Raw genomic sequence first — 21,786 nt, forward strand, 5'->3', positions numbered from 1 at the left:
CACGACACACATCTTGAAGTGCGGCCCCTCACCGTCGAAGATGCCCCCACCTGTGACCAGATTATCCTGACCCTTCCGCGCCACTTCGGGTACGAAAGTGGATGACAGGCATGCGCCCAAGCCGTGCGGACAGGTGAGGGATGGGTAGCTGTTTCCGAGGGCCGCGTTGTCGGCTTTTTGACGGTGCAAACCCACAGCACCACAACCATTGAGATCACCTGGATGGCAGTGCAGGCAGATCTGCGCGGTCAAGGCATCGGGCGGCGGCTGATTGAGCGCCTGCGACAAGAGACGCAAGCGCAGGGATATCGCCTCCTGCTGGTATCGACACTGGCCCCCTCCTATGAGGGGGATACTGAGGGTCCAGCCGAAGAGGGCTACGCTGCGACGCGGGCTTTCTACCACAAGGTAGGCTTTCTAGATGTCTGTGAAGTCCCCCTGTACTGGGGATTGGGCAGCGATCCCGCCTTGCTGCTGGTCATGCCTCTCTAAATGTGCATCAGCTTGACGCGGACCTCCCCAATATTACATGCTGGGTACGGCCATGGATTTTCTATGTGCCCGAATCTGAATTCCCTTATCGTTGCCAGATGATGATGGCATGGAAGCGCTTGACAACCGGGCCCACGGAAGGCTCTTTAGCCGTAAGGAGAGAACGCCATGCAAGTCATGAAGCTACGGGGCCAGCTTCCCTCTCAGATGATGCAGGAGAAGATAGCGGCCCTTCTGCCCCAGATCGAGAATCTATACAAGGATCTTCATCGCTCCCCCGAATTATCTATGCATGAGACCCAAACAGCTAGCAAGGTTGCTGAACAGATCAAAGCCATCGGCGCCTATGAAGTAGCGAGCGGTGTTGGCAAGACAGGCGTCGTCTGCGTGCTGCGCAATGGAGAAGGGCCAACTGTGGCCTTGCGCGCTGATATGGACGCCCTTCCCGTTGAAGAGAAGACGGGTTTACCCTATGCCAGCACTGTTCGTAGCAAAGATCCCTATGGCAATGATGTGCCTGTCATGCACGCCTGCGGACACGATATCCACACGGCCTGTCTGGTAGGTGCCGCGCAGCTTATGTCCCAGTGTAAAGATTACTGGCGTGGCACGTTTATGGCCCTGTTCCAGCCGGGCGAGGAAACCTTGCAGGGCGCTGAAGCGATGCTGCGCGATGGAGTTTTTAAGCGTTTTCCGCGCCCCGATTACTTGCTTGGTCAGCACGCGACGCAACTGCCGACCGGAACAGTTCAGCATCGCGCAGGTATTATGGCCAAAGCCGTGACCAATCTCCAGGTGCGCATCTTTGGTGTCGGCGGCCATGGCGCGATGCCCGAAAACACCATCGATCCGGTGATTATTGCCGCCGGGGCAATTATGCGCATGCAAACGATTGTCTCGCGCGAAATTTCGGCACGCTATCAGCCAGTGATCACAGTAGGCTCAGTGCAGGCGGGCCTTAAGGCAAATGTGATTCCAGATGAGGCCATGATGCTGATCACGCTGCGCAGCACAGATGATGATGCCCTCAAGCGCATGGTCGAGGCAGTCAAGCGCACGATTATCCTTGAGGCGCAGATATCACACGCTCCCCGCGAGCCAGAAATTACAGTTAGTGAGCATGGCCCCATGCTCTCCAACGACCATAAGCTGACAGAGAGGATCGAAGCCGCCCATCGGGCCTACTTCAAAAATGAACATGTGATGAAAATGCCGTATCCGCTGCCGGCCAGCGAGGATTTTGGCGCCTTCGGCATCGCCGGACCCGCTCATTTTCCCCCACCGGACATTCCTTATTGTTACTGGACGATTGGCACAACCCGCGCCGATCGCTGGGCTCAGGTCCCTGGTCACGACCCGCTTGAGAAAACGTCACAGCTACCGGGTCCGCATTCTCCCTTGTTTGCGCCCGAGCCTACGCCCTCGCTACGCACTGGCATAGAGGCGCTTACTGTGGCCGCGCTGGAATTGCTGAGCCAACCGGAGGCCTGAGCAAGCTTGTCAGTGGGTTTCTCAACTGTGCTAGCTTGGCCGGCAAAATATCGGAGCAAGCGTTGCGGAATAAATAAAAAGAGCAGGAGCACCATGAGAGAAAGCGCTCCTGCTCTTGAGACACTGGACGGCAATAATCCTCACAGAGGTCCGCGTGCTCAGGAATGTAAATCGTGCAGGGACTTAGTGACATCGGTTGGCTTATTATATGTCTGCTCGGGCAGCTTACCTAATACCTTGCACATCTCCTCATCGGCGCCATTTTTGCGGGCCTGGTTGACAATATCCTGTCTTTTTGCGGGATAATCCAGACCTTTTAGCTTTTTCTCTACTTCTATCGGATTGAGCTTCGTTGCCATACTATGCGCTCCTTTCCAAATCTTTACAGTTTAGCGCTCGTCTAGCAAGCGTAACGTGAAAACTCTTACATCTTGTGGCGATCAGCAAGCGAGGAGACGAAGTTTGCGCTTCGCCCTCCTGTGAAGAAGTTCTCTTCTTGCCTTCCGCCACAATGTTGGGACGCTTTAACGCCTGGACATGGCAATACACGAATCTTGCTGCGGAATGGTTACAATGCCTCGCCAGGCTAAAACTGCGCAGGCCAGTAAGCTTGAATTGTATGGGGCACAATTTAATAGCCTTTTTACGCTCGTCTACCATCCACTTTCTTCTCGCTACAACGCGCAAATCCACGCGATGGCGCAGCCTGGAAAAGGAATATCGCGCACAACTGGCGATGTTGTTATTGCTGTATCGAGCTGAAAAGCTGTTTTGTTGGACTAACTCAACTGAGGCATGGAGAAGGAGAATATAGATGCGTGCCGATATCGTTCCGGGAGCAAAGTTCCCAGATTATGAACTAACAGACCATACGCGGACACGGCGCCACTTGAGCGAGCTGCAGGGAATCGATCCCATGATCCTGATCCTCTCGCGCGGGCACTTCTGCCCCAAGGATCATCAACAGCACCTGGAGCTGGCTGCGTTCTATCCCAAGATCGCGGTCTCCTACACAAAAATTGTCACCATCGCGACAGATAACATTCTTGAGATCAACGAGTTTCGCGATGCTGTAGGGGCGCAATGGACCTTCCTCTCGGATACCGCGCGGAAAGTGCAGCAGGACCTGGATATCCAGGAATACACAGATCCCTTCCACAATCCCATGATCCCCCATACGCTTGTGCTCGAACCCGGCCTGGTCATCCACAAGATCTATAATGGCTACTGGTTTTGGGGCCGGCCATCGCCCGAGGAGCTGCGCCAGGATTTGCGCGAAGTGATGCGTAAGACGCGCCCCGACTGGGATCTATCAGCGCCCGGCCTGCGCGAGAATTGGGAGGGCAACAAAACCCTCCACTATCCTTATAAAGAGCGCAAATAACCTTAGCCCTGGGACGGCTTGAAGTAGAGAAGCGCTGGGATATCCCCAAGATATCCCAGCAAGCTGACTTATTCTTCGATGCCATGCCAGCGCGAAAGGTGCTCGGCATGGGTGCGCAGGTAGGAACCTGGCTGGAACAAGGTGTCGTAGTATTCAAGGTCAAGGTGATGGGCCTGTAGATACATCAGGATAAAGATCGAGGGCACTGTGGCCGGGAACTTGCCAAAGGTATCGAAGGCGTACTGCGCCTGCAGAGCTACGCACTCGCGGAAGTGTTCATCGTGCACCTGGGCGCTGCTGCGCACCTTGCGGCTATCCTTCCAGGGTCCAGGTGTGTCGGGATGGAAGGGACCGCCGGGGCCAAATTTGCGCTCACAGAAGTGATCGACGGCTGCCCGCATCGTCGGATAGTGCGGCGGGCAGTGCCCCTCAAAAACGCCTTCAAGTCCGGTTGGATTGGGTAGCGCCCAGCGCTCATCTGTATCGTAGCGGAAGCCCAGACCCGGCACCTCGGGATCGCCGCTGGCCCCGAGCATAGTCAGGCGATCGATTCCGTTGAACATCCAGCCGCCCAGCCCCATAGCCTGCTCCATCATCATGCCCGCATAGGCGGCCGTGGAGAGCTCGGCCGTACACTCGGTCAGCGAATACTGATCGAGGAAGGTAAGCGGCAAGGGATTGGCCACGTCAACGATATCGGCAAATTTCTCAAGGCCGGGGATCTGGCGCCGATTGACATCATCGTAGATGCAATAGCCGTTCTGCGCGAAAAAGCAGAGATTGGCAATAGCATGCTGGGCCACATCGCCAACCGGAATTACCAGCAGCGAGCCCGGACGATTGGCAACCCAGGTATTGTGTCCCTCCATATATGGCTCACGCGTGGGCAAATAGATGCGCTTGTCCGAGAGCTTGCGGATGCGCTGACGATGCACTTCTAGCAGCTCTTTGACGCTCAGCTTGCCATCCTCGGAACGCTGGGCCAGGGCCGGAGCATCGCGGGTCTGGAAAATATAGGTGCCGCTGTCATCAGTGAAAAAGATTTCGCTGGTATGGAAACCGGCAGCCGAGGGAAAGGTGCGCCCGCCCGCCGTGCCGGGATAATTGGAGAGATGGGGCGCGTAGCGATCATGGCGCGTTATCGAGTGATGCCAGCCTGTGTTACCACCCACGGCGGTCAGGATCAACATGCGCTCTAGCTCGCTAAGGGGCAACGGTTCGTGGCGGGACCGGAAGGCCAACGGACCATCGGGCACCTCGGCTCCACGGAAAAAGCGGCGCGAGCGCCGACCAAACAGCCCTTCGACCAGGGGAAACTCAAGTAAATCCTGGAGGGCTTGCTCTTCCCGACTCTGGGGGTCCTGTATAGGATCTTGGGTACTCATCAATGCCTCGCATTCATAACTATTAGTTAACTAAACCATAACCAGGGTTTATCTATAATATCACAGTCAGGTTGGTATCACTAGAGCAGCGATCCTTGCCCACACTCAGCGTAGAAGCGTGAGGCCATCATTTCCTGACCATCTGCGTGGCCAAAGATAGGTCATAAGCGTTCCCTTGCTCAAGCTACATGCGTAAAGCACGCCAGGCAACCAGGGAACAGAGAATGAATTTGTTGATTGCGCCCTTCCAGGCTTACGCTCAAATGGGAAGGGCAGCTAGATCCTCCTGTAGCACTTCCAATTGGTGGCGGGTGAAACGATCAGTAGGGCGTTTTCGCAGGCTGCGCGCCAGAGCTCGCACATTGATCAGCAAGCTAGTAAAGCGAATGTGTTGCTCATCGACGCAAGGAAGCGATGTCTGTTCCCTATAAGCAGAGACGAGCGCCGGAAGAAGTCGCCAGGGAAGCTGCTCGCCATCGCGCATATGAAAATGTCCCAGATCATAGCAATGCTCGGCCCCGCGAATTTCCCCAAAGTCAATGATGCCAGTGTAACGCCCATTGTCCTGGTAAATATGTGTGGTATCGAAGTCACCATGCGCAAGCTGTCCCTGCTCGCAGTCGAGCCACGCCTCGTAGCGCGCGAGGATGCGTTCTAATAAAGTTGCCTCTGCACCGCTGAGAACATGCTCGGCTAAATAGTCAAGATCGGCCTTCCAGGACTCGAGGGCAAAGCTGCGATAGGTGGAATGTTCGGCGCGCAGGCGCTTTGTTTCAGACGTATCTCGTCGTATCCAGCCAAAGCCATCGACAAGCACATCGTTCATACGAGCCAGGTCTCGCCCGGCATCTCCCGCAATTGCTTCCATTTCTTTTGGCAAAAGCGTAGAAGATTGGCTCAGAGGTTGCCCTTTAATCTCAGTTGTGATCAGCACCGAGCGCTGGAGCAATTCGTTGTAGTGCTCAAAATAGATAACCTCGGGCACTTTGATCTGCTTGCGGCGAAGCTGCACGTGGGCCGCAACTTCAGGCGCAAAGCTGGCTCCTTCTTCCGGCAATACGCGCAGATAAAAGGTTTCACGGGGGAAGACAATTCGATAGACGTAGGTCGAATGCCCTGCTTGCATCCGCTCCACAATTGCCGGGGCGCGGCGAAAAACCTTCACTATCGTTTCCTGGACATGTCGCATATCCAAAGGTTGATGCACAGCATATCCCATCAATGCATATCCTTTCAATACAAGCTTTTGCGCTCCCGCTTTGCTATCTCATCTCGGGCGGTCGAATCTCAAGCACTACTTTCTCTCATATTACTGCACTCTGTCCAATGCTAGCAAGGTTGTCCATCCGACATTCGCCTGATCGTGCAACGCAGCCCCAAAAAGGCGCGGGAACATTTTTTACTGCACGCCTCTTGACTCTCATCCTACATGAGGGTATATGCTTGCCCCGAACGTTTGTCGGGAACGGCAGACAGAAAGGAAAAGCATGGAACAAGTAACACATGATCTCACCAAGTTTCATTCGGTTGATCTGAGCACTAATCCCTCATCCTTTACTCAGTTTATGGATACCGCACATGCGCAGCAAACCGCGCAAAGCTACAAACAAATAATCATGGAATATCTCGCGCCTTCGCCAGGGGCAGCAATCCTTGATGCCGGCTGCGGAACCGGTCAGGATACATTGGATCTGGCCCGCTCCGTTGGTCCCTCTGGTAGCGTAGTTGGCATTGATAACAGTGAAACGATGCTGGGCGTGGCCAGGACACGCGCGGCTGGCCTGCAGCTCCCGGTAGAATATGTGCAGGCGGATATTACCAACCTGCCCTTCGCGGAAGCAAGCTTTGATGGCTGCCAGGTCTCCCGCGTCCTGGGCCATCTGCGCGAACCGGCCCTGGCCCTGGCTGAAATAGTTCGCGTCGTGCGACCGGGAGCGCGCGTTGTGGCCGCTGATGGCGATATGGACCTGATCGCTATCGATATTCCCGAGCGTGCCTTGGCGCGCAAAGTGATCCATGCAGCCTGTGATCAGTTGACCCAGGGCTGGATAGGGAGGCAAATGCCACGGCTCTTTCAGCAAGCTGGATTGCACAACATTAGAGTAGAAGGGCACTTGATGCCTCTCGACTATACGTTTTTCCAGACAGCCTTTCGGGGTATTCTGCAGCGTACACAGATCAACGGGGCAATTTCAGAGGAAGAGCTCGCAGCTTTCTGGGTCGCTCTGGAAAAGGCAGAGGAAGGCGGATACTTTTTTGCGCGCGTGGGAGGTTTTGTGGTGAGAGGACAAAAACCGGCCTGACAGCCTATCTCTCTAAGGGGTATCCTGATAATTTGCCTTGCCGCTGAGCATTGCCGTTTTCCTGACCGGTCGGAGATGGTAGAAGCGCTCTATTCCATCCCGACCAGTTAGCAAAAGTTGAAACTAGCGAAGCGCCGGCGGGCCCGAGCGCACGCGCTGGCGCATTTCCTCGTTACGGCTCACGCCCTCCCATTCCCACCGGCTTTCCAGCCACCAGGTTGCACCGGCTTCGGCAAAGGGCCGCACAACCGCCGCCGCACGCTCAGGATCGTCAGCAGGCGTCTCGCCCTCGGTAATAAACTCAAGTGGCCTGTCGCTGGTGCGCAGCGCCAAAATTGCGGCTTTGCGCTCGCGTAGCGTCTCGGCGCCCAACGTTTTGTCTGAGTTGGTAACTACCGCGCCATCCCAGCGCGCCGCGCGTCGCAGCTGCGTCTGCTTTGGTCCGCCAACTACCCAGATCGGGATGCGCGGCTTCTGTAAGGGCTGATGGGAGCGCCAATCGACATCAGCCCGCATTTCCTGTAAGCGGTAGTAGCGCCCCTCATACCTGAAGTTGCGCATTTCCTCGCCGCTCCACCAGTGGTCAAGAATATCCAATGCTTCATCAAGACGCTGAGCGCGTACTTTATTGTCCTGCATCCCGAACTTATCAAGATCCAGCACGCCAAGTCCGGCCGTCAGGATGATGCGCCCATTAGAGAGCCGATCCAGTATCGCCGTCTGGGCCGCCACGTACCACGGATCTTGCTCAGGTAAAGGCGTAAGCATCGTGCCCAGGAGCACGCGTTTTGTATGCATGGCAATCGCTGTCAGCTTAATCCAGGCCGCCATCCAATCATCGGGCAGAAAAATTCCGTCCCAGCCGGCAGCCTCGGCCTCCTGCGCCAGCTCAACGACCTCATCCAAGCCACACGAGAGAACAAAGCCATATTTCATAAGTGCGCAAAAACTCCTTTTCTATGAACCCTCGAAGCAATCCTGAGAAAGTATAAGGGGTCCAATACGACATCAAGTGTCATATTGGAAAGAGCCTTGAGAGATCTTGAAGAAGTTTGTTAGGAAGTTTTCTAGTACTCTCTTCGGCAAAAATTTGTACTGATTTTAATTCCGGCGCGATTTTTTTGGCCACTAGAGCATCTATACATTTGAGTATAGTTCTATACACAGAAAGAAACTTTATGCCATAAATCTGCCTGCTAAAGAATTTTCGCGGTTCAAGAGAATCTGTCATGCTTCGAGAAGTTGAGTCAGGGATGGAACCAGGGCTCTTTATTACGCTTTACTTCTAAGTACACATTTACAGACAGCGCGCCCTCACTCAATCCCGCATCTCGCACTCCCATTTCCTTTCACCACAAAAGCTAATAGCCAAAACAATACTAATGTGTCAAATATTACTACTATTATTTAATAAGTCCCTATTTTTCAGTGTGCATCACACAAAGTTTCTTTAAATGGGATAAAATGGCCATACGCTATACAGGCACATAAAATTGATTCTAAAATATAAATGCATGCACAGTGCATAGAAGTCTTGTAGTGCGTTTGTTTCTCTCAAATTTTGTCTGTTGGGAGTTTAGAGCCCTATGCAAAAAAGAGCCAGTATAAAACCGTTGATCGCGCTAAGCCCTACCTTACGGGCCGCGCTCTCTCCTATCCTACTTTCCTTTCTAGTGTTATCTATTTTCTGGAGTGCCTTGCCTGCACATGCCGCCTCACCAAGTGGCGTGAGCCAGGAGGTTACAGATACTCTGCCGGTCGAGTTGCCAGCTCAGGCCAGCAACTACTCAAAGAGCCATTTCATCAAATTTACCCCGAAACCAATTCCGCTGGATGCTCCCGAGATCGGCAATCCTTTGCGCGGAGCTCAATACTACGGGGGTGTCATGACGCCTCCCAATCTACCACTCACGGATCTCTACGGACGCTTCTGTTGGAACAGGATTGAGCCCAAGGTAGGGCAATTTGATTTTTCGCGAATTGACGAGGGGCTGGCCGAGGCAAAGGCTGCAGGGTATACCTATGGCTTTCGCGTTATGCCTTATGCCCCTGAGCATCCTGATTGTCTCCCGGTTGGGATGAAGCTTGATTTCAACAGTCCCGAATATATGGCTAATGCCCGAGCGCTCTTCACAGCTCTCGCCCAACGCTATGCCGATGATCCTCGCCTGAATTGGATGGACATGAGCCTATATGGATGTTGGGGCGAATGGCATCTCGTCTGCGACGGCGCCGAAAATATTACGCCTATGACTCTTGAGAACCAGAAAGCGCTCATCGATATGGAGGTTCAGCTTTTACCAAAGAAAACCTTCTTCATGCTTACCGATAATAGAGATGCGGCACGCTACGCAGTTGGCCTGAATCGGGAGCCGCGCATCGGGATTCGCCTTGACTGTCTGGGAACAAAAAGCATCGGTGGCGGTCGCCAATTCCTTGACGAGCTCACCAAAGCGGGCATCTGGCGCAACGCCCCGATCCGCTTCGAGTATTGCATGAACCCTGATTTCAAGCTAGGCCTTGACGATACTATCAAATACCACGCCTCGATGATCGGCGATGGGGATGGCAATCTCCTTGACTTCAATCAATATACCCCGGAGCAACAAGCACTCCTGGTGCAAACATTCAAGAGCTCTGGCTACCGTTATGAATTGAACAATCTCTATGCACCACAGAAATTAATCCCAGGCTGGTACTTCCCTGTCGTATCGCTCTGGTCCAACGTCAATACTGCTCCCGTCTACAATAAGTGGAAGGTACAGATACAATTACGCGATGCACAAGATAAGATTGCCTGGCAGGACACCTCAAGCCTTGACCTACACCAATTGCTACCAAAGACCGAGACTGATAAGCCTGGCCTCGCCGTCGATGTATTCAAGTTACCCGATACAATCCCATCCGGAAGCTATACCCTTACCCTCCAGATTGTAGACGCTAACGGTTACTATCAGCCGCTCAAGCTGGCAATTGAAGGAATACAGCCGGATGGCAGTTATCCGCTTGGCAAGGTGACCGTCTAATAAATCGCTGTAGTCCCCATTCATTCAGTTTATTAAGGAGGAGATCTTGCAAAGAAAGCGCTTATTCCTGACTGGATTTCTATGCCTTGCCTTGATAGCCGTTGCGGCCTTCGCGAGCGTACAATTTTTCTCCCGTGGCAATCCGGCTAAAGCTGCAGATCCCGAGCCGGCCAGCCTGCCTGCTAACGTAATCGTCAGATGCGAGCATCAGATGTGCTACGTCTGGAATGCCCAGGGTCCGTTCTCGAACCGAATGTTATTAACAACGACTGTGGCGGCATCGCCGAATAACTTTATGCTAGCCTTCTGTGACGGAGGCGCAGCTACTGACACAATCACTTTTGCCTTTGCCAAACATGGCAGCACCCAGGCCTTGAAAACTTACGAGATTAAGGTGAGTGATTGTCAGCAGAAACATAAGATAATTGATCTCAGTGAGCTCCCTTCGGGCGATCTGGATCTGCTTCTCAACACAAACTCAAACGCCGTACTCAAACTTTCAGTTCATACCACCGGTATCGACATTAACGCGCGAAAAATATAACTAGCGCGCGATTGTGGGCATGAGATCGGAGGAAAGTTATTCCCTGGCAAGCTGACTGGACAGTCACTACTTCTCGTCTTGAGCTTGCCTTCACCACCCCGGCAGATGTTGCCGGGGTGCGTTGCCTGTACGCTCGCTTAGCCGAGCCTATTCCTTCGCGCGTCTATCCTTTACCTTCTCGGCCCTCTAGACGTGCAAGAATCTGAAAACTGCCAGCCCTCTTGACCTGGAGCATACTCCAGGTTCTATACTATGGGCCGTTCCAACAGCGCTACTTATGTCTACCAGCGAGATGGCCACCAGCTATCTCCTTACCTGGTATGATCGACATCAAGAGCATACCAGTAGCTACCATTGTACATGGCTCGACGTGTTAGAACGGAGTACATGCAAAGAGATGAAGAAGGAGACCCGGCAAAATGGATCTTGAGATTACGCTCCAGGTAAATGGAACGGCACATAGGCTCTCTATCGATACCAGAACAACCCTCCTGGATGCCTTGCGCGAGCGCCTGAGCTATACTGGTCCCAAGAAAGGCTGTGATCATGGTCAGTGCGGAGCCTGTACCATCTTATTAAATGGCAAGAGGATCAATAGCTGTCTCGCCCTTGCAGTCGCCCATCAAGACGCCGAGATTGTCACCATCGAAGGGCTGGCCGAAGGCGAGAACCCACATCCCTTACAACGGGCCTTCGTCGCCCATGACGCCTTTCAGTGCGGCTATTGCACGCCGGGGCAGATCTGTTCGGCGCTCGGTATGTTAGGCGAGGTTGAGGCCGGCTGGCCAAGCGCGGTAAGCCCCGATCTCAACGCCGAGCAAATGAGCTTGAGCGACGATGAGATTCGCGAGCGCATGAGCGGGAACCTCTGCCGCTGTGGTGCCTATGCCAACATTGTTCCGGCCATTAAGGAGGTTGCCAGATGAAGCCTTTCCGCTATGAACGCGCGAGCAGCCCATCGGAGGCTGCCACGCTGCTGGCCCAGACGCCCACGGGTGCCTTTCTTGGCGGCGGCACAAACCTTGTCGATCTCATGAAACTGGAGGTCATGCAGCCAGATTTGCTCATCGATATCTCGCCTCTGGGCTTCGATCGCGTCGAAGCGCTACCTGACGGCGGCGTGCGCATCGGGGCGCTTGTGCGCAATAGTGAGCTGGCGGCCGAGCGCACGATTCGCCAGCGCTACCCCGTCCTGGCCCAGGCCCTGCTCGCCGGCGCTTCAGGCCAGTTGCGCAACCTGGCGACTACTGGCGGCAATCTTCTGCAGCGCACGCGTTGCCTCTACTTCCAGGATATCTCCAAGCCCTGCAATAAGCGCGTACCAGGCAGTGGCTGCTCGGCGCGCGCGGGCGAGCATCGCAATCTTGCCATTCTCGGCGCCTCTGAGGCCTGCATTGCCACCCACCCTTCGGATATGGCCGTAGCGCTGATCGCTCTTGATGCGCGCGTCAATGTCCTTGGTCCTGGAGGCGAGCGCACGATTCCGCTCAGCAAGTTTTATCGTTTGCCCGGCGACCAGCCGCAATACGAGACAGTGCTTGAGCACGGCGAGTTGATTACCAGCGTCGATCTGCCAGCCATACCCTTTGCCACGCGCTCGCACTATCGCAAGGTGCGCGATCGCGCCTCATACGCCTTCGCCCTTGTCTCGCTTGCCGCCGCCCTTGAGCTCAAAGACGGCCTGATAAGCGATGTGCGCCTGGCCTTTGGCGGCGTGGCGCCAGCGCCGTGGAGAGCCTATAAGGCCGAGCAGATTTTGCGCGGAGCTCCGGCCAGCGAAGAGACTTTCCGGCGGGCCGCCGAGGCCGAGCTTGCCGCCGCTCAGCCCTTACGCGATAACGCCTTCAAAGTTCCGCTGGCCCGCAACGTTCTTGTGCGCACATTACTCGATCTTAGCAGGGAGGAGCAGAGATGACGAAGAGTGAAACACGAGCGCCTGGCGCAGCCCTGGAGCGCATCGACGGTCCCTTGAAGGTCAGCGGCAGGGCAGCCTACGCCGCCGAATATCAGCTTAAGGGCCTGACCTATGCCTATCCGGTCCAGGCCACGATCGCCCGTGGCCGGGTCGCCTCGATCGATGATAGCGCCGCGCGGGCCTTGCCAGGCGTTGTGAGCATCCTTTCACACGAAAACGCGCCGCACCTTGACACGCCCGATAATGCCAATCTGGCCGTGCTGCAATCAGATCGCGTCGCTTATCATGGTCAGATTGTGGCTGCTGTCGTAGCCGAGACCCTGGAGGTTGCGCGCCAGGCCGCCGGGCAGCTCGTCGTCAATTACGCGGAAGAGCCGCATGATGTCGAGCTGCGTATCGATCGCCAGGATTTCTACAAGCCCGATAGAATCAATCCCAATAATATAACCGATACTGCCAGCGGCGATGTCGAGGGCGCGCTGGTCCAGGCCGCCGTCAAGGTTGATCTCACCTATACCACGCCGACCTATCACAACAATCCGTTGGAGCCACACGCGACAATAGCCGTCTGGCAGGATAACGGCCTGACGCTCTACGATGCTAACCAGGGTTCGCACCGCCGACGCGACGATGTAACGCAAATCTTCGACCTGCCGCCTGAGCTTGTCAGAGTGATCTCGCCCTATGTCGGTGGGGCCTTTGGCGGCAAAGCCTTTACGCATCCGCACGTCATGCTCGCGATCATGGCGGCTAAGGTCGCGCGCCGCCCTGTCAAGGTCTCGCTCACGCGCCAGCAGATGTTTGCCCTGGTTGGCAATCGCACACCGACAATCCAGCGCATCCAGCTGGGCGCCGAGCAAAATGGCAGGCTGACAGCCATCGCCCACGACGTCCATGAGCAGACGGCCACCGTCCGGGAATTTGCCGAACAGACAGCCCTGGCCACGCGCATGATGTATGCAGCCCCCAATCGGCGCACGACCCATCGCCTGGCCCGCCTTGACGTCCCGGCGCCCACTTTTATGCGCGCCCCCGGCGAGTGTCCGGGCATGTTCGCCCTGGAATCGGCAATGGACGAGATGGCCAGCGCCTGCGGCCTCGATCCTATCGAGTTTCGCATCCTGAATGAGCCCACAAGCGATCCAGAGAGCGGCTTGCCCTTTAGCACGCGTGGACTCGTGGCCTGCTTGCGCGAGGGTGCGCAGCGCTTCGGCTGGCAGCAGCGCGATCCTCGCCCACACTCGCGTAGCGAGGGCCGCTGGCTCGTCGGGCTTGGCGTGGCGGCCTCAACTTATCCCGCCCGGCGCCGTGGCTCCAAGGCCCTGATTCGTACCAGGCCGGATGGAAACTATAGCGTTCAGATCGATGCCACGGATCTGGGTACTGGCGCCTGGACGATCTTGACGCAGATCGCTGCCGATGCCCTTGGCGTCGGTGTGGAGCGCGTGAAGCTCGAAATAGGGGATAGCCAGTTGCCCGAGGCGCCTATGGCCGGCGGCTCCATGGGTACAACCTCCTGGGGCGCGGCTATCGTCGAGGCAGCGCAGAATTTGCAGCGCATGTTGCGCGAAGAGCATAACGGGATCGTTCCCCCTGAAGGGCTTGAAGTCAGGGCCGAGACCAGTGATAATCCCAACGCGCAGCGCTTCTCTCTGCATAGCTACGGCGCCCAATTCGTCGAGGCGCGCGTCAATATCGATACCGGCGAGGTTCGCATCCCACGCATGCTTGGCGTTTTTGCCGTTGGTCGCATCATCAATGCCAAGACGGCACGCTCGCAACTGCTGGGTGGCATGACCATGGGGCTCTCCATGGCCCTCCACGAACATAGCGTTATCGATCCGCGCTTCGGCGATTATGTCAACCACGACTTCGCCAGCTATCATATCGCCACAAATGCCGATGTTGGTAGCGTAGAGGTAGCCTGGATCGACGAAGATGATCAGCTTGTAAGCCCGATGGGAGCAAAAGGCATCGGCGAGATTGGCATTGTGGGCACCGCCGCTGCCGTGGCCAATGCCGTCTATCACGCAACCGGTATCCGCGTTCGCGATCTTCCTATCACGCTAGACAAGCTTCTAGCCTAGTTCACAAGCCTGAGAGGAGACCTGGCCGAAGCAGGCGACACGCTCTATGGCCGGTCTCCCGGCTATTTATATTGCCTCGCTAGCAGCTTTACTCTTCAGCGAGAACTACGCATCCCCCTCTGGCCATAGATATTGCGCAGCTGTCCCTCGGCAAGAAGCAACCGGTCCTACTCGCAAGCAGGTCTAACCCATCCTCTTTGCATTGACAATCAATATTAGGTAATGCTAATATCCAAGTAATAAAGTCAGATATAAAAGCCACTCACGTCAAGACGTATCGGCATCATGTCGTTAGAAATAGATCCCGAGAAGGGAAACAAGGCGCTGAGCAGCATTCTTTACTACAAGGAAGGAGTAACATGTATAGCAATCCCAACGAGGCTCTACAGGCCGATCCAATGCAAGGCACAATCGCAGCAACCGCCATGGTTTCGCGCAGCATGCGGCTGCTGCAGGTAAGTATAGAGGACAGCAAACAGCGCAAATGGCTGCCCGGGACACATATCATCATTAAACTGGCTCCGAAGCTCCAGCGCGCCTATACCATCTGGGATTCCAGCCCGGAAGCGCCCACCTTCGATCTTCTAGTATTTCTCCACGGCAATGGTCCCGGCGTCAGCTGGGGGCGCCAGGCCCAAACTGGCGACAAATTTACATTTTATGGACCGGTTAGCGATTCCTTTACCGAAGATAAGAGCGCGGCCCCATACTATCTCTTCGGCAGCGAAGAAACCGGAGCCGTGGCTGTGCAGGGGAAATTACGCTTGCTGCCACCTGACGCCACAATTCTTGGCTACCTTGAAGCTGATGGACCAGAGGAAGAGTTCATTCCCCGCACGGGTAGCCAGCCGCTGGCCTGGGTCCATCGCAAGGGACAGCAGGTCAAGCCGACAGGTCGTCTTGTTGACGCGATTCATACGCTCCAATTGCCAGCATATCCGGGCAAAGCTTACTTTGCCGGCGAGTTTGCCGTCTGCCTGGCCCTCAAAGCCTACTTTGTTAATGAGCGAGAGTGGCCACGCGAGAATGTCCACATACGGCCTTTCTGGGTGCGCGACCCAGAAAGCGTAAAATACTACCTCGACAAGCTCGGCGGCAAGTGGTAAGCCAGCAGGTTTGTAAAGCAATAAAGCGAGCATAGACAGTAGCCAACTCCACGAATGACAGAGCCAGGCGACAGCTTCTATGAAAGCCGGCTTTGAGCCGGGGCCTTAGCTTCGCACTAAGGGCGAATCTGAGCCTGCTAATCAGGCGCTAAAGTGTCCTGAGAAGCCTATTTGACACTCGTATTAGCAGTCGTCTATACTACAAGTAATGAAGTAATAGGGGAGAGAAATTACCACATTGGCTCTTCCCTTTCTTATGCTGTTCGTTGGAAAGGATAATGCATTAATTGCTCGTCGATAGTCATGCACACATCGACACCTCACGCTTTGATAGCGACCGTGAGAGCACCATTCAAGCTGCGGTAAATGGTGGCATCACACGAATTGTAGATCCAGGCTGCGACCTGGTATCTAGCCAGCAGGCCCTGATGCTGGCCAAATCTCACCCAGGCACAATCTACGCAGGTGTCGGCGTACATCCTCATGATGCCACGACCTACACGCAGGAAGTAGAGGCACAGCTTCGCGAGATGGCTCGCGAGCCCGAAGTTGTCGCAATCGGTGAATTCGGGCTCGATTATTTTCGCATGCTCTCACCTCGCGAGGTGCAGCGCGCTGTTTTTTGCGCTCATCTTCAAATGGCGCGCGAATGCAACTTACCTTGTATCATTCATGTACGAGATTCGCACGATGATGTAATCGAACTTCTACATGCACATGGGCAGGGTTTGCGTGGTGTCTTCCACTGCTTTTCTGGTGATGTAGCTCAGGCTGAGGAGTGCCTGTCCTTCGAAGGCTTCGTACTTTCTTTTGCTGGACCACTTACAAAACAAGGAAATGCGCTGCCAGAGGTGGCTCGGATGGCCCCGCTGGATCGCATCCTGGTCGAGACTGATAGCCCGTACCTGGTCCCCAAGCCGCTTAAAGCGAGACGCAACGAGCCGCTGTTCGTAAAACATGTTGCTGAAAAATTAGCAGAGATTCGCGGTATGAGCCTGGAGGAGATTGCCCAGGTTACTACGGCTAATGCTGCTCGGCTGTTTGGTCTAGGAGAAACCCATGAAACTGTTTAATACACTCACTCAATCCCTTGAGCCTTTCACTCCTCTAGACGATACCGTGCGTATCTATGTCTGTGGAGTTACACCATATGATACGACTCATCTAGGTCATGCTTTCACGTATGCTTCGTTTGATACTCTTATGCGCTATCTCGAATATAGCGGGCTGCATGTCCGCTACGTTCAGAATGTGACCGATATTGATGATGATGTCTTGCGTAAGGCGCGCGAGCTAGGCACTACCTGGGATGAGCTGGGCAATCGTGAGACTGAACGCTATCTGCGCGACATGGACACGCTCAATGTGCGCCGGCCCGATGTCTATGCACGTGCTACTGAGGAGATTCCTGGTATCGTTGAGGTAGTGCAATACCTGTTGGAGCGCGGCTACGCCTACGAGAATGCTGGTAATGTCTATTATGATGTGAAGAAGGATCACGAATTTGGGGCGATGGCACGCGCTATCGGCCTGCAAGATTATCACTCTATGCTAACTATCGCCAACGAGCGTGGTAACTTCCCAGACGATGCGCGCAAGAAAGATCCGCTGGATTTCGTGCTCTGGCAGGCTCAGGCCCCCGGCGAACCAGCCTGGCCCAGTCCCTGGGGTCCCGGCCGGCCTGGCTGGCATATCGAGTGTAGCGCGATGGCCATGCACCACCTCGGCCCCCAGATCGATATCCACGGTGGCGGCGCCGATCTGGCCTTCCCGCATCATACCTGCGAAATCGCTCAGTCCGAACACTATACCGGGAAGGCTCCTTTTTCTCGCTTCTGGATGCACACGGGCATGGTCTATCAGGATGGCGAGAAAATGAGCAAGTCGCTGGGCAATCTTACACTCATCAGCAACCTTGTCAAAGACTATACCCCCGATGCTATTCGTGTGGCGCTCCTCAACCACCATTACCGCTATCCCTGGGAGTGCTTCCCCGCCGATCTCAAGTCAGCCACCGAGACGGTTGAGCTCTTGCAGCATGTTCGCTCAGTGGTGGGACGCGAGGCCAAAGGGGAAGATGCGATGCTGCGCAACCGCTTTAAGGCTGCGATGGATGAGGATCTTAATACGCCCGAGGCGATGCTTTTGCTGCGCCAGGGGGCTGAGAGATTTGCTGCCACGCGGGACGTGGACACGGGAACCGAGGTCTTACGCCTGGCTGGCGTGCTTGGCCTCTGTGTATAAAACAGTTTATGTAAAGCTATCTTTCCGCGCAGGACCCTTGATAATAAGGGTCCTGTTCTTGCCTCAGGCCCGCCTGCGCCCTTGCTAAGTTGGACACTCTTCAGCCCGGGAGCGAAAATACGACAGGCCACAATCTCCTAATTTCTCCTTGTCGCAATTCCCCCATATAGGCTAATTAGTTGTACTTAGCGCTAGTCCTTTCTAATGAGAGCCATCAATATATGTTAATACCACGCTACTTTTTCCGTTTTAGTAGATGGAAACACTTTTATTAAAGTCTGTTAAGAAAAGCAGTGTAATGAGTCGTCGGGTGCAATTCTAATCAGATGGAGATAAGAGCTGTTTTCACCAGTTTTAGAAGTAGAATGAGAAATACTTCTTCGTCTCTCATTGCCGTAAGGTGGGATGCGGGCCTGCATCCCACCTTCTTGTTGCTTTGGGGGCTGACAATTTCATGACAAACCTTTTCGGCCCAGGCCTTACGCCACACTATCGCCAGCCTGCCCATACTCAACCAGAACAAATCTACTCATTGATCGCCAACTCCTCGGCATCCTCAAGGCGAAACGCCCCGCGCTCATCCTGGAAACCAAACAGCTCGGCGTAGCGGCCCCAGTTGATCGCCGTCTCTAGCTGGGCCTGGGCCTCATCCTCACTGAAATGCTGCTCAAGAAACTCAAGGAAATGCTGCTCGGGCAGCGTATGGCCCGGAGCCTGTTCAAGATCCTGCACAATCTTGCGCAGGATCGAGATGTTTGCCATGGCCTGCTCGCGGAAGATATCCTTCTCCTCCTGCACATTGGCGGCGGCAAAGCGCTGACCCTTCTCGGTCAGCACCAGATCGCCCTCCTCGGTATCGGCAAGATTGAGCAGATCGGCGGCCTCGACGAGGGGCAGAAGATCGTCAACCTCAAGATGCAGCTGGCGACCGATTTTATAGAGATCATCGCGCCCGCCGCTGGCATGGATCAGCTCGATCAAGCCGGTCACATCGCCGATCGAGACATGCGGCAGCGCCTGGTAGGGACGTGGACGCGCGGCGGCCTGCGGATGCGTTTTAGAGGAAGGCATCGTCACTGGCAGCAGCGCCGAAACATCCTCCTGTGGGCTTGTCATAATGCGATAGATCAGATCGGTAAGCGCAGTATGCTCCTCGGTCTGCAGGCCGCGCTGCTCCCGCGCCAGCCCTGGCAGCTCCACGCGAATGCGTCCTGGATGCGAGCCCAGCACGACAATGCGATCGGCCATACTCACCGCCTCATCGATATTATGCGTCACCATCACAATGGCTTTTGTGGGCATATTATGCGCCTCCCACAGGCTCATCAGCTCTTTACGCAGATTGGCAGCCGTGAGCACATCAAGCGCGCTAAACGGCTCATCCATAAAGAGCAGCTCAGGCTCGACCACCAGGGCGCGCGCAAAGCCGACGCGCTGGCGCATGCCGCCCGAAAGCTCCTTGGGATAGGCATCTTCAAAGCCGTCGAGCCCGATAGTATCGATCGCCGCCAGTGCGCGTTTCATGCGCTGCGTGCGCGTCAATTCCTGGGCCTGCAAGCCAAGTTCCACATTCTGCAAGACGGTCAGCCAGGGGAAAAGGGCAAACGATTGAAACACGATGGCCAGGTGCGGATTAGGGCCATACTGCGGCACCCCTTTAAAGAGTATTTCGCCAGTTGTGGGCTGAATCAGCCCGGCCAGCAGACGCAGGAGCGTCGATTTGCCCGAACCGGAAGGGCCAAGGATGGCCACAAACTCGCCGGAACGAATCTCCAACTGAATGTTATCAAGGACCAGCGGCGCCTGCGGACTTTTGGCCTGCTTCTTGCCCTCGTCGTATGTCTTGCTAACGTTGCGTGCCTCCAGCAATATCTCTTGCTGCTTATTGTTGAAAAGACTAGCCATAGCCTCTTTCCTCCTATCCCAGTGTATAGCGGCGCTCTGCCAGTGCATAGAGGCGCTTCCAGAGCAAACGATTGATCACGACGACAACGGCAGCCATCAGCAGTGTGCCCGCCAGCAAGACCGGAAAATCTCCAGAGGCAGCCGCAGCGGCGATGCTGGCCCCCAGGCCGATGGTGCTCAAGGTGTGCTGATTAAACTGTACATATTCCGAGACAATGCTGGCATTCCAGGCTCCCCCGCTGGCCGTGAGCAGGCCGGTGATCAGGTAGGGAAAGATGGCAGGCAGGATCAGGGTTGTCCAGCGCCGCCAGGAGGTCACATGATAGATGGTCGTGGCCTCGCGCAGGTCGCTAGGAATAGCCATGGCCCCGGCAATCACGTTGAAAAGGATATACCATTGCGTGCCCAGCAACATGAGCAGAATGGCCGCCAGCGAGAGCCCGCCCGGCAGATCGGCCAGGGCCAGCAAGAGCACAGGAAAGAGCGCGGTGGCCGGAATAGAGGCAATCACCTGTACCACCGGCTGCAAGAGGCGCGACCAGCGCGGCGAGAGCCCGATCGCCACCCCCACCGGCACGGTCCACACTACACCAATCAGCAACGCGGCAAGAGTACGCAGCCAGGTCACTCCCGCCGAGAGCAGCAGTGAGCCCCACACGCCAAAGTTTACCTGCGTGAGCATGCGCACCGCCGAGAACAGGCCAAAGATCACAAGAGCCAGTAAGGCAAGCCCGCACACAATATTGATCACACGCTTCGCAACTGGCGATGCTTGAATTTCGGTCTCCTGAGCAAAGGGCTCAGCCGGCAGAGGCTGCAAACGATTCAGGATGCGGGAAAGAAAAGTCCCGATGGGCCGAAAAAGGTAGCGATTAGCATTGGCCACCAGCGCGGAATTGCGCAAGAGATTCAGGATAGGGGAGGACGGCACATCGGAGCCGCTACTCATCTCCACTTTAAATTTGTCGGCCCAGGCCACCAGCGGGCGCCAGAAAAAGAGGTCAAGCAGTATAATCAACAGAATGAGCGTAAACAGGCCAAGGATCAACGCCCCGGTATTCCCTTCATTGGCAGCTACCTGTAGGTAAGAGCCAAGTCCGGGTAGCTGAAACGAGCGCGCGCCCAGGGTAAATTGTTCGGCCGCCATCAGGAAGAACCAGCCACCGGCCCAGCTCATCATACTATTCCAGATCAGCCCGATCATTGAAGAGGGCAATTCTAACTTTAAGAAGCGCTGCCACGGGCGCAGGCGCGCAATGGAGGCAAATTCTTGCAGGTCCTTGGGCTGCGTGCGCGCAGAATGATAAAAGCTAAAAGTCATATTCCAGGCCTGGCTTGTAAAGATGAGAATAACGCTGGCCAGCTCAAGGCCGATATTAGAATGCGGGAAGGCCGCCACAAGGGCAAGGATTACCGCCGGCAGAAAAGAGAGAATAGGAATGCTTTGTAATATATCAAGCAATGAGATCATTATCGGCTCGGCGCGCCGATGCGAAGCCGCGATATGGCCATAAACTAGCGTGAAGACAAGCGAGAGCAGATAGCCCAAGGCCATGCGTAACAGCGAATAGCCGGCATATAAAGGTAGCTTAGCCGGCGAGAGGCTTATCTGGACCGAGGGGGTGAAAGGGGCAGCCCAGTGGGATGCCGCAATCATCAAAAAGGCAATCGCTGCGATTAATGTCAAAATGATGAGCAGGTCAACGGGCCCGAAGCGATTATTGCGGCGTGGGCTGCGCCCCTGGCGCTGCTCAATATCACGAAGTCCCGTTTCGGACTTCACCTGCTCCTGTCCCCGGGGATTGTTGGGTGCATAGACTTGAGCCATCATTACCTCCATACTTCCTTGCCAGGCCGCACAGAGGAAGAGGCTCAGCAGCATATTTTACGGCTGAAGCTTAAGG

19 protein-coding genes are annotated in these 21,786 nt (G+C 55.3%); 13 read left to right on the top strand and 6 right to left on the bottom strand.

The annotated features are described in order from the left end of the window. The first annotated feature begins 123 nt into the window (after positions 1-123). On the top strand, positions 124-492 hold the full coding sequence (locus EPA93_RS27795) for a GNAT family N-acetyltransferase (RefSeq protein ID WP_129890640.1): 369 nt from the start codon (positions 124-126) through the stop codon (positions 490-492). Positions 493-660: 168 nt separating this feature from the next. Next, entirely contained in the window at positions 661-1,983 is a 1,323-nt protein-coding gene (locus tag EPA93_RS27800; protein WP_129890641.1) for an amidohydrolase, read from the top strand. 158 nt (positions 1,984-2,141) lie between these two features. On the opposite strand, the gene EPA93_RS27805 is transcribed toward EPA93_RS27800, so the two are convergent. Further along, on the bottom strand, positions 2,142-2,342 hold the full coding sequence (locus EPA93_RS27805; protein ID WP_129890642.1) for a DUF2795 domain-containing protein: 201 nt from the start codon (positions 2,340-2,342) through the stop codon (positions 2,142-2,144). A 214-nt stretch (positions 2,343-2,556) separates the two neighbouring features. Between EPA93_RS27805 and EPA93_RS27810 the strand changes: the two genes are divergently transcribed. Both EPA93_RS27810 and EPA93_RS27815 read left to right on the top strand, forming a co-directional pair. Then, complete coding sequence (locus tag EPA93_RS27810) at positions 2,557-2,745, top strand: hypothetical protein (RefSeq protein ID WP_129890643.1); 189 nt, start codon at positions 2,557-2,559, stop codon at positions 2,743-2,745. 52 nt (positions 2,746-2,797) lie between these two features. Next, a complete protein-coding gene (locus tag EPA93_RS27815) occupies positions 2,798-3,367 on the top strand; it encodes a redoxin domain-containing protein (protein ID WP_129890644.1) in 570 nt (189 codons plus the stop codon). Between the two features lie 68 nt (positions 3,368-3,435). Here the strand turns inward: EPA93_RS27815 and EPA93_RS27820 are convergent, their stop codons facing one another. Both EPA93_RS27820 and EPA93_RS27825 read right to left on the bottom strand, forming a co-directional pair. After that, on the bottom strand, positions 3,436-4,752 hold the full coding sequence (locus EPA93_RS27820) for a hypothetical protein (RefSeq protein WP_129890645.1): 1,317 nt from the start codon (positions 4,750-4,752) through the stop codon (positions 3,436-3,438). A gap of 259 nt (positions 4,753-5,011) precedes the next feature. Beyond that, positions 5,012-5,971 (bottom strand): phosphotransferase family protein, encoded by a 960-nt coding sequence (locus tag EPA93_RS27825; RefSeq protein WP_129890646.1) that lies wholly within the window; start codon positions 5,969-5,971, stop codon positions 5,012-5,014. A 268-nt stretch (positions 5,972-6,239) separates the two neighbouring features. On the opposite strand from EPA93_RS27825, the gene EPA93_RS27830 reads away from it, so the two are divergent. Continuing rightward, positions 6,240-7,055 carry a methyltransferase domain-containing protein gene (locus EPA93_RS27830; RefSeq protein ID WP_165423437.1) on the top strand — a complete coding sequence of 272 codons (816 nt, stop codon included), beginning with the start codon at positions 6,240-6,242 and terminating at the stop codon, positions 7,053-7,055. A gap of 123 nt (positions 7,056-7,178) precedes the next feature. On the opposite strand, the gene EPA93_RS27835 is transcribed toward EPA93_RS27830, so the two are convergent. Then, positions 7,179-7,991, bottom strand: coding sequence for an LLM class flavin-dependent oxidoreductase (locus tag EPA93_RS27835; RefSeq protein WP_129890648.1), 813 nt, complete (start codon positions 7,989-7,991; stop codon positions 7,179-7,181). Positions 7,992-8,641: 650 nt separating this feature from the next. On the opposite strand from EPA93_RS27835, the gene EPA93_RS27840 reads away from it, so the two are divergent. From EPA93_RS27840 to cysS, 8 genes are all read left to right on the top strand, one after another. Then, the gene (locus EPA93_RS27840) at positions 8,642-10,081 is read left to right on the top strand and encodes a DUF4832 domain-containing protein (protein WP_129890649.1); all 1,440 of its coding nucleotides are present in this window, start codon (positions 8,642-8,644) and stop codon (positions 10,079-10,081) included. 46 nt (positions 10,082-10,127) lie between these two features. Beyond that, the gene (locus EPA93_RS27845; protein ID WP_129890650.1) at positions 10,128-10,625 is read left to right on the top strand and encodes a hypothetical protein; all 498 of its coding nucleotides are present in this window, start codon (positions 10,128-10,130) and stop codon (positions 10,623-10,625) included. A 419-nt stretch (positions 10,626-11,044) separates the two neighbouring features. After that, the gene (locus EPA93_RS27850; protein WP_129890651.1) at positions 11,045-11,551 is read left to right on the top strand and encodes a 2Fe-2S iron-sulfur cluster-binding protein; all 507 of its coding nucleotides are present in this window, start codon (positions 11,045-11,047) and stop codon (positions 11,549-11,551) included. Beyond that, positions 11,548-12,540 (top strand): FAD binding domain-containing protein, encoded by a 993-nt coding sequence (locus EPA93_RS27855; protein WP_129890652.1) that lies wholly within the window; start codon positions 11,548-11,550, stop codon positions 12,538-12,540. The genes EPA93_RS27850 and EPA93_RS27855 overlap by 4 nt, the downstream gene beginning before the upstream one ends. Continuing rightward, positions 12,537-14,627, top strand: coding sequence for a xanthine dehydrogenase family protein molybdopterin-binding subunit (locus EPA93_RS27860; RefSeq protein WP_129890653.1), 2,091 nt, complete (start codon positions 12,537-12,539; stop codon positions 14,625-14,627). Before EPA93_RS27855 ends, EPA93_RS27860 begins: the two co-directional genes overlap by 4 nt. Positions 14,628-14,986: 359 nt before the next feature. Then, positions 14,987-15,733, top strand: coding sequence for a siderophore-interacting protein (locus tag EPA93_RS27865; RefSeq protein ID WP_129890654.1), 747 nt, complete (start codon positions 14,987-14,989; stop codon positions 15,731-15,733). 287 nt (positions 15,734-16,020) lie between these two features. Continuing rightward, positions 16,021-16,806, top strand: a complete 786-nt coding sequence (locus EPA93_RS27870; RefSeq protein ID WP_129890655.1) for a TatD family hydrolase — start codon at positions 16,021-16,023, stop codon at positions 16,804-16,806. Then, on the top strand, positions 16,793-17,977 hold the full coding sequence (gene cysS, locus EPA93_RS27875; protein WP_129890656.1) for a cysteine--tRNA ligase: 1,185 nt from the start codon (positions 16,793-16,795) through the stop codon (positions 17,975-17,977). Before EPA93_RS27870 ends, cysS begins: the two co-directional genes overlap by 14 nt. A gap of 525 nt (positions 17,978-18,502) precedes the next feature. On the opposite strand, the gene EPA93_RS27880 is transcribed toward cysS, so the two are convergent. Together EPA93_RS27880 and EPA93_RS27885 are read right to left on the bottom strand one after the other, a co-directional pair. Continuing rightward, the gene (locus EPA93_RS27880; RefSeq protein ID WP_129890657.1) at positions 18,503-19,882 is read right to left on the bottom strand and encodes an ABC transporter ATP-binding protein; all 1,380 of its coding nucleotides are present in this window, start codon (positions 19,880-19,882) and stop codon (positions 18,503-18,505) included. Positions 19,883-19,895: 13 nt separating this feature from the next. Further along, complete coding sequence (locus EPA93_RS27885; RefSeq protein WP_242527157.1) at positions 19,896-21,713, bottom strand: ABC transporter permease; 1,818 nt, start codon at positions 21,711-21,713, stop codon at positions 19,896-19,898. Positions 21,714-21,786 lie beyond the last annotated feature (73 nt).

The organism is Ktedonosporobacter rubrisoli, from assembly GCF_004208415.1.
Taxonomy (GTDB): domain Bacteria; phylum Chloroflexota; class Ktedonobacteria; order Ktedonobacterales; family Ktedonobacteraceae; genus Ktedonosporobacter; species Ktedonosporobacter rubrisoli.

Coding starts and splice junctions, on each gene's coding strand:
- EPA93_RS27860 (WP_129890653.1), top strand. CDS start 12,537: ATGACGAAGAGTGAAACACGAGCGCCTGGCGCAGCCCTGGAGCGCATC.
- EPA93_RS27865 (WP_129890654.1), top strand. CDS start 14,987: ATGTATAGCAATCCCAACGAGGCTCTACAGGCCGATCCAATGCAAGGC.
- EPA93_RS27885 (WP_242527157.1), bottom strand. CDS start 21,713: ATGATGGCTCAAGTCTATGCACCCAACAATCCCCGGGGACAGGAGCAG.
- EPA93_RS27815 (WP_129890644.1), top strand. CDS start 2,798: ATGCGTGCCGATATCGTTCCGGGAGCAAAGTTCCCAGATTATGAACTA.
- EPA93_RS27850 (WP_129890651.1), top strand. CDS start 11,045: ATGGATCTTGAGATTACGCTCCAGGTAAATGGAACGGCACATAGGCTC.
- cysS (WP_129890656.1), top strand. CDS start 16,793: ATGAAACTGTTTAATACACTCACTCAATCCCTTGAGCCTTTCACTCCT.
- EPA93_RS27880 (WP_129890657.1), bottom strand. CDS start 19,882: ATGGCTAGTCTTTTCAACAATAAGCAGCAAGAGATATTGCTGGAGGCA.
- EPA93_RS27835 (WP_129890648.1), bottom strand. CDS start 7,991: ATGAAATATGGCTTTGTTCTCTCGTGTGGCTTGGATGAGGTCGTTGAG.
- EPA93_RS27855 (WP_129890652.1), top strand. CDS start 11,548: ATGAAGCCTTTCCGCTATGAACGCGCGAGCAGCCCATCGGAGGCTGCC.
- EPA93_RS27830 (WP_165423437.1), top strand. CDS start 6,240: ATGGAACAAGTAACACATGATCTCACCAAGTTTCATTCGGTTGATCTG.
- EPA93_RS27840 (WP_129890649.1), top strand. CDS start 8,642: ATGCAAAAAAGAGCCAGTATAAAACCGTTGATCGCGCTAAGCCCTACC.
- EPA93_RS27810 (WP_129890643.1), top strand. CDS start 2,557: ATGCCTCGCCAGGCTAAAACTGCGCAGGCCAGTAAGCTTGAATTGTAT.
- EPA93_RS27820 (WP_129890645.1), bottom strand. CDS start 4,752: ATGAGTACCCAAGATCCTATACAGGACCCCCAGAGTCGGGAAGAGCAA.
- EPA93_RS27800 (WP_129890641.1), top strand. CDS start 661: ATGCAAGTCATGAAGCTACGGGGCCAGCTTCCCTCTCAGATGATGCAG.
- EPA93_RS27825 (WP_129890646.1), bottom strand. CDS start 5,971: ATGGGATATGCTGTGCATCAACCTTTGGATATGCGACATGTCCAGGAA.
- EPA93_RS27805 (WP_129890642.1), bottom strand. CDS start 2,342: ATGGCAACGAAGCTCAATCCGATAGAAGTAGAGAAAAAGCTAAAAGGT.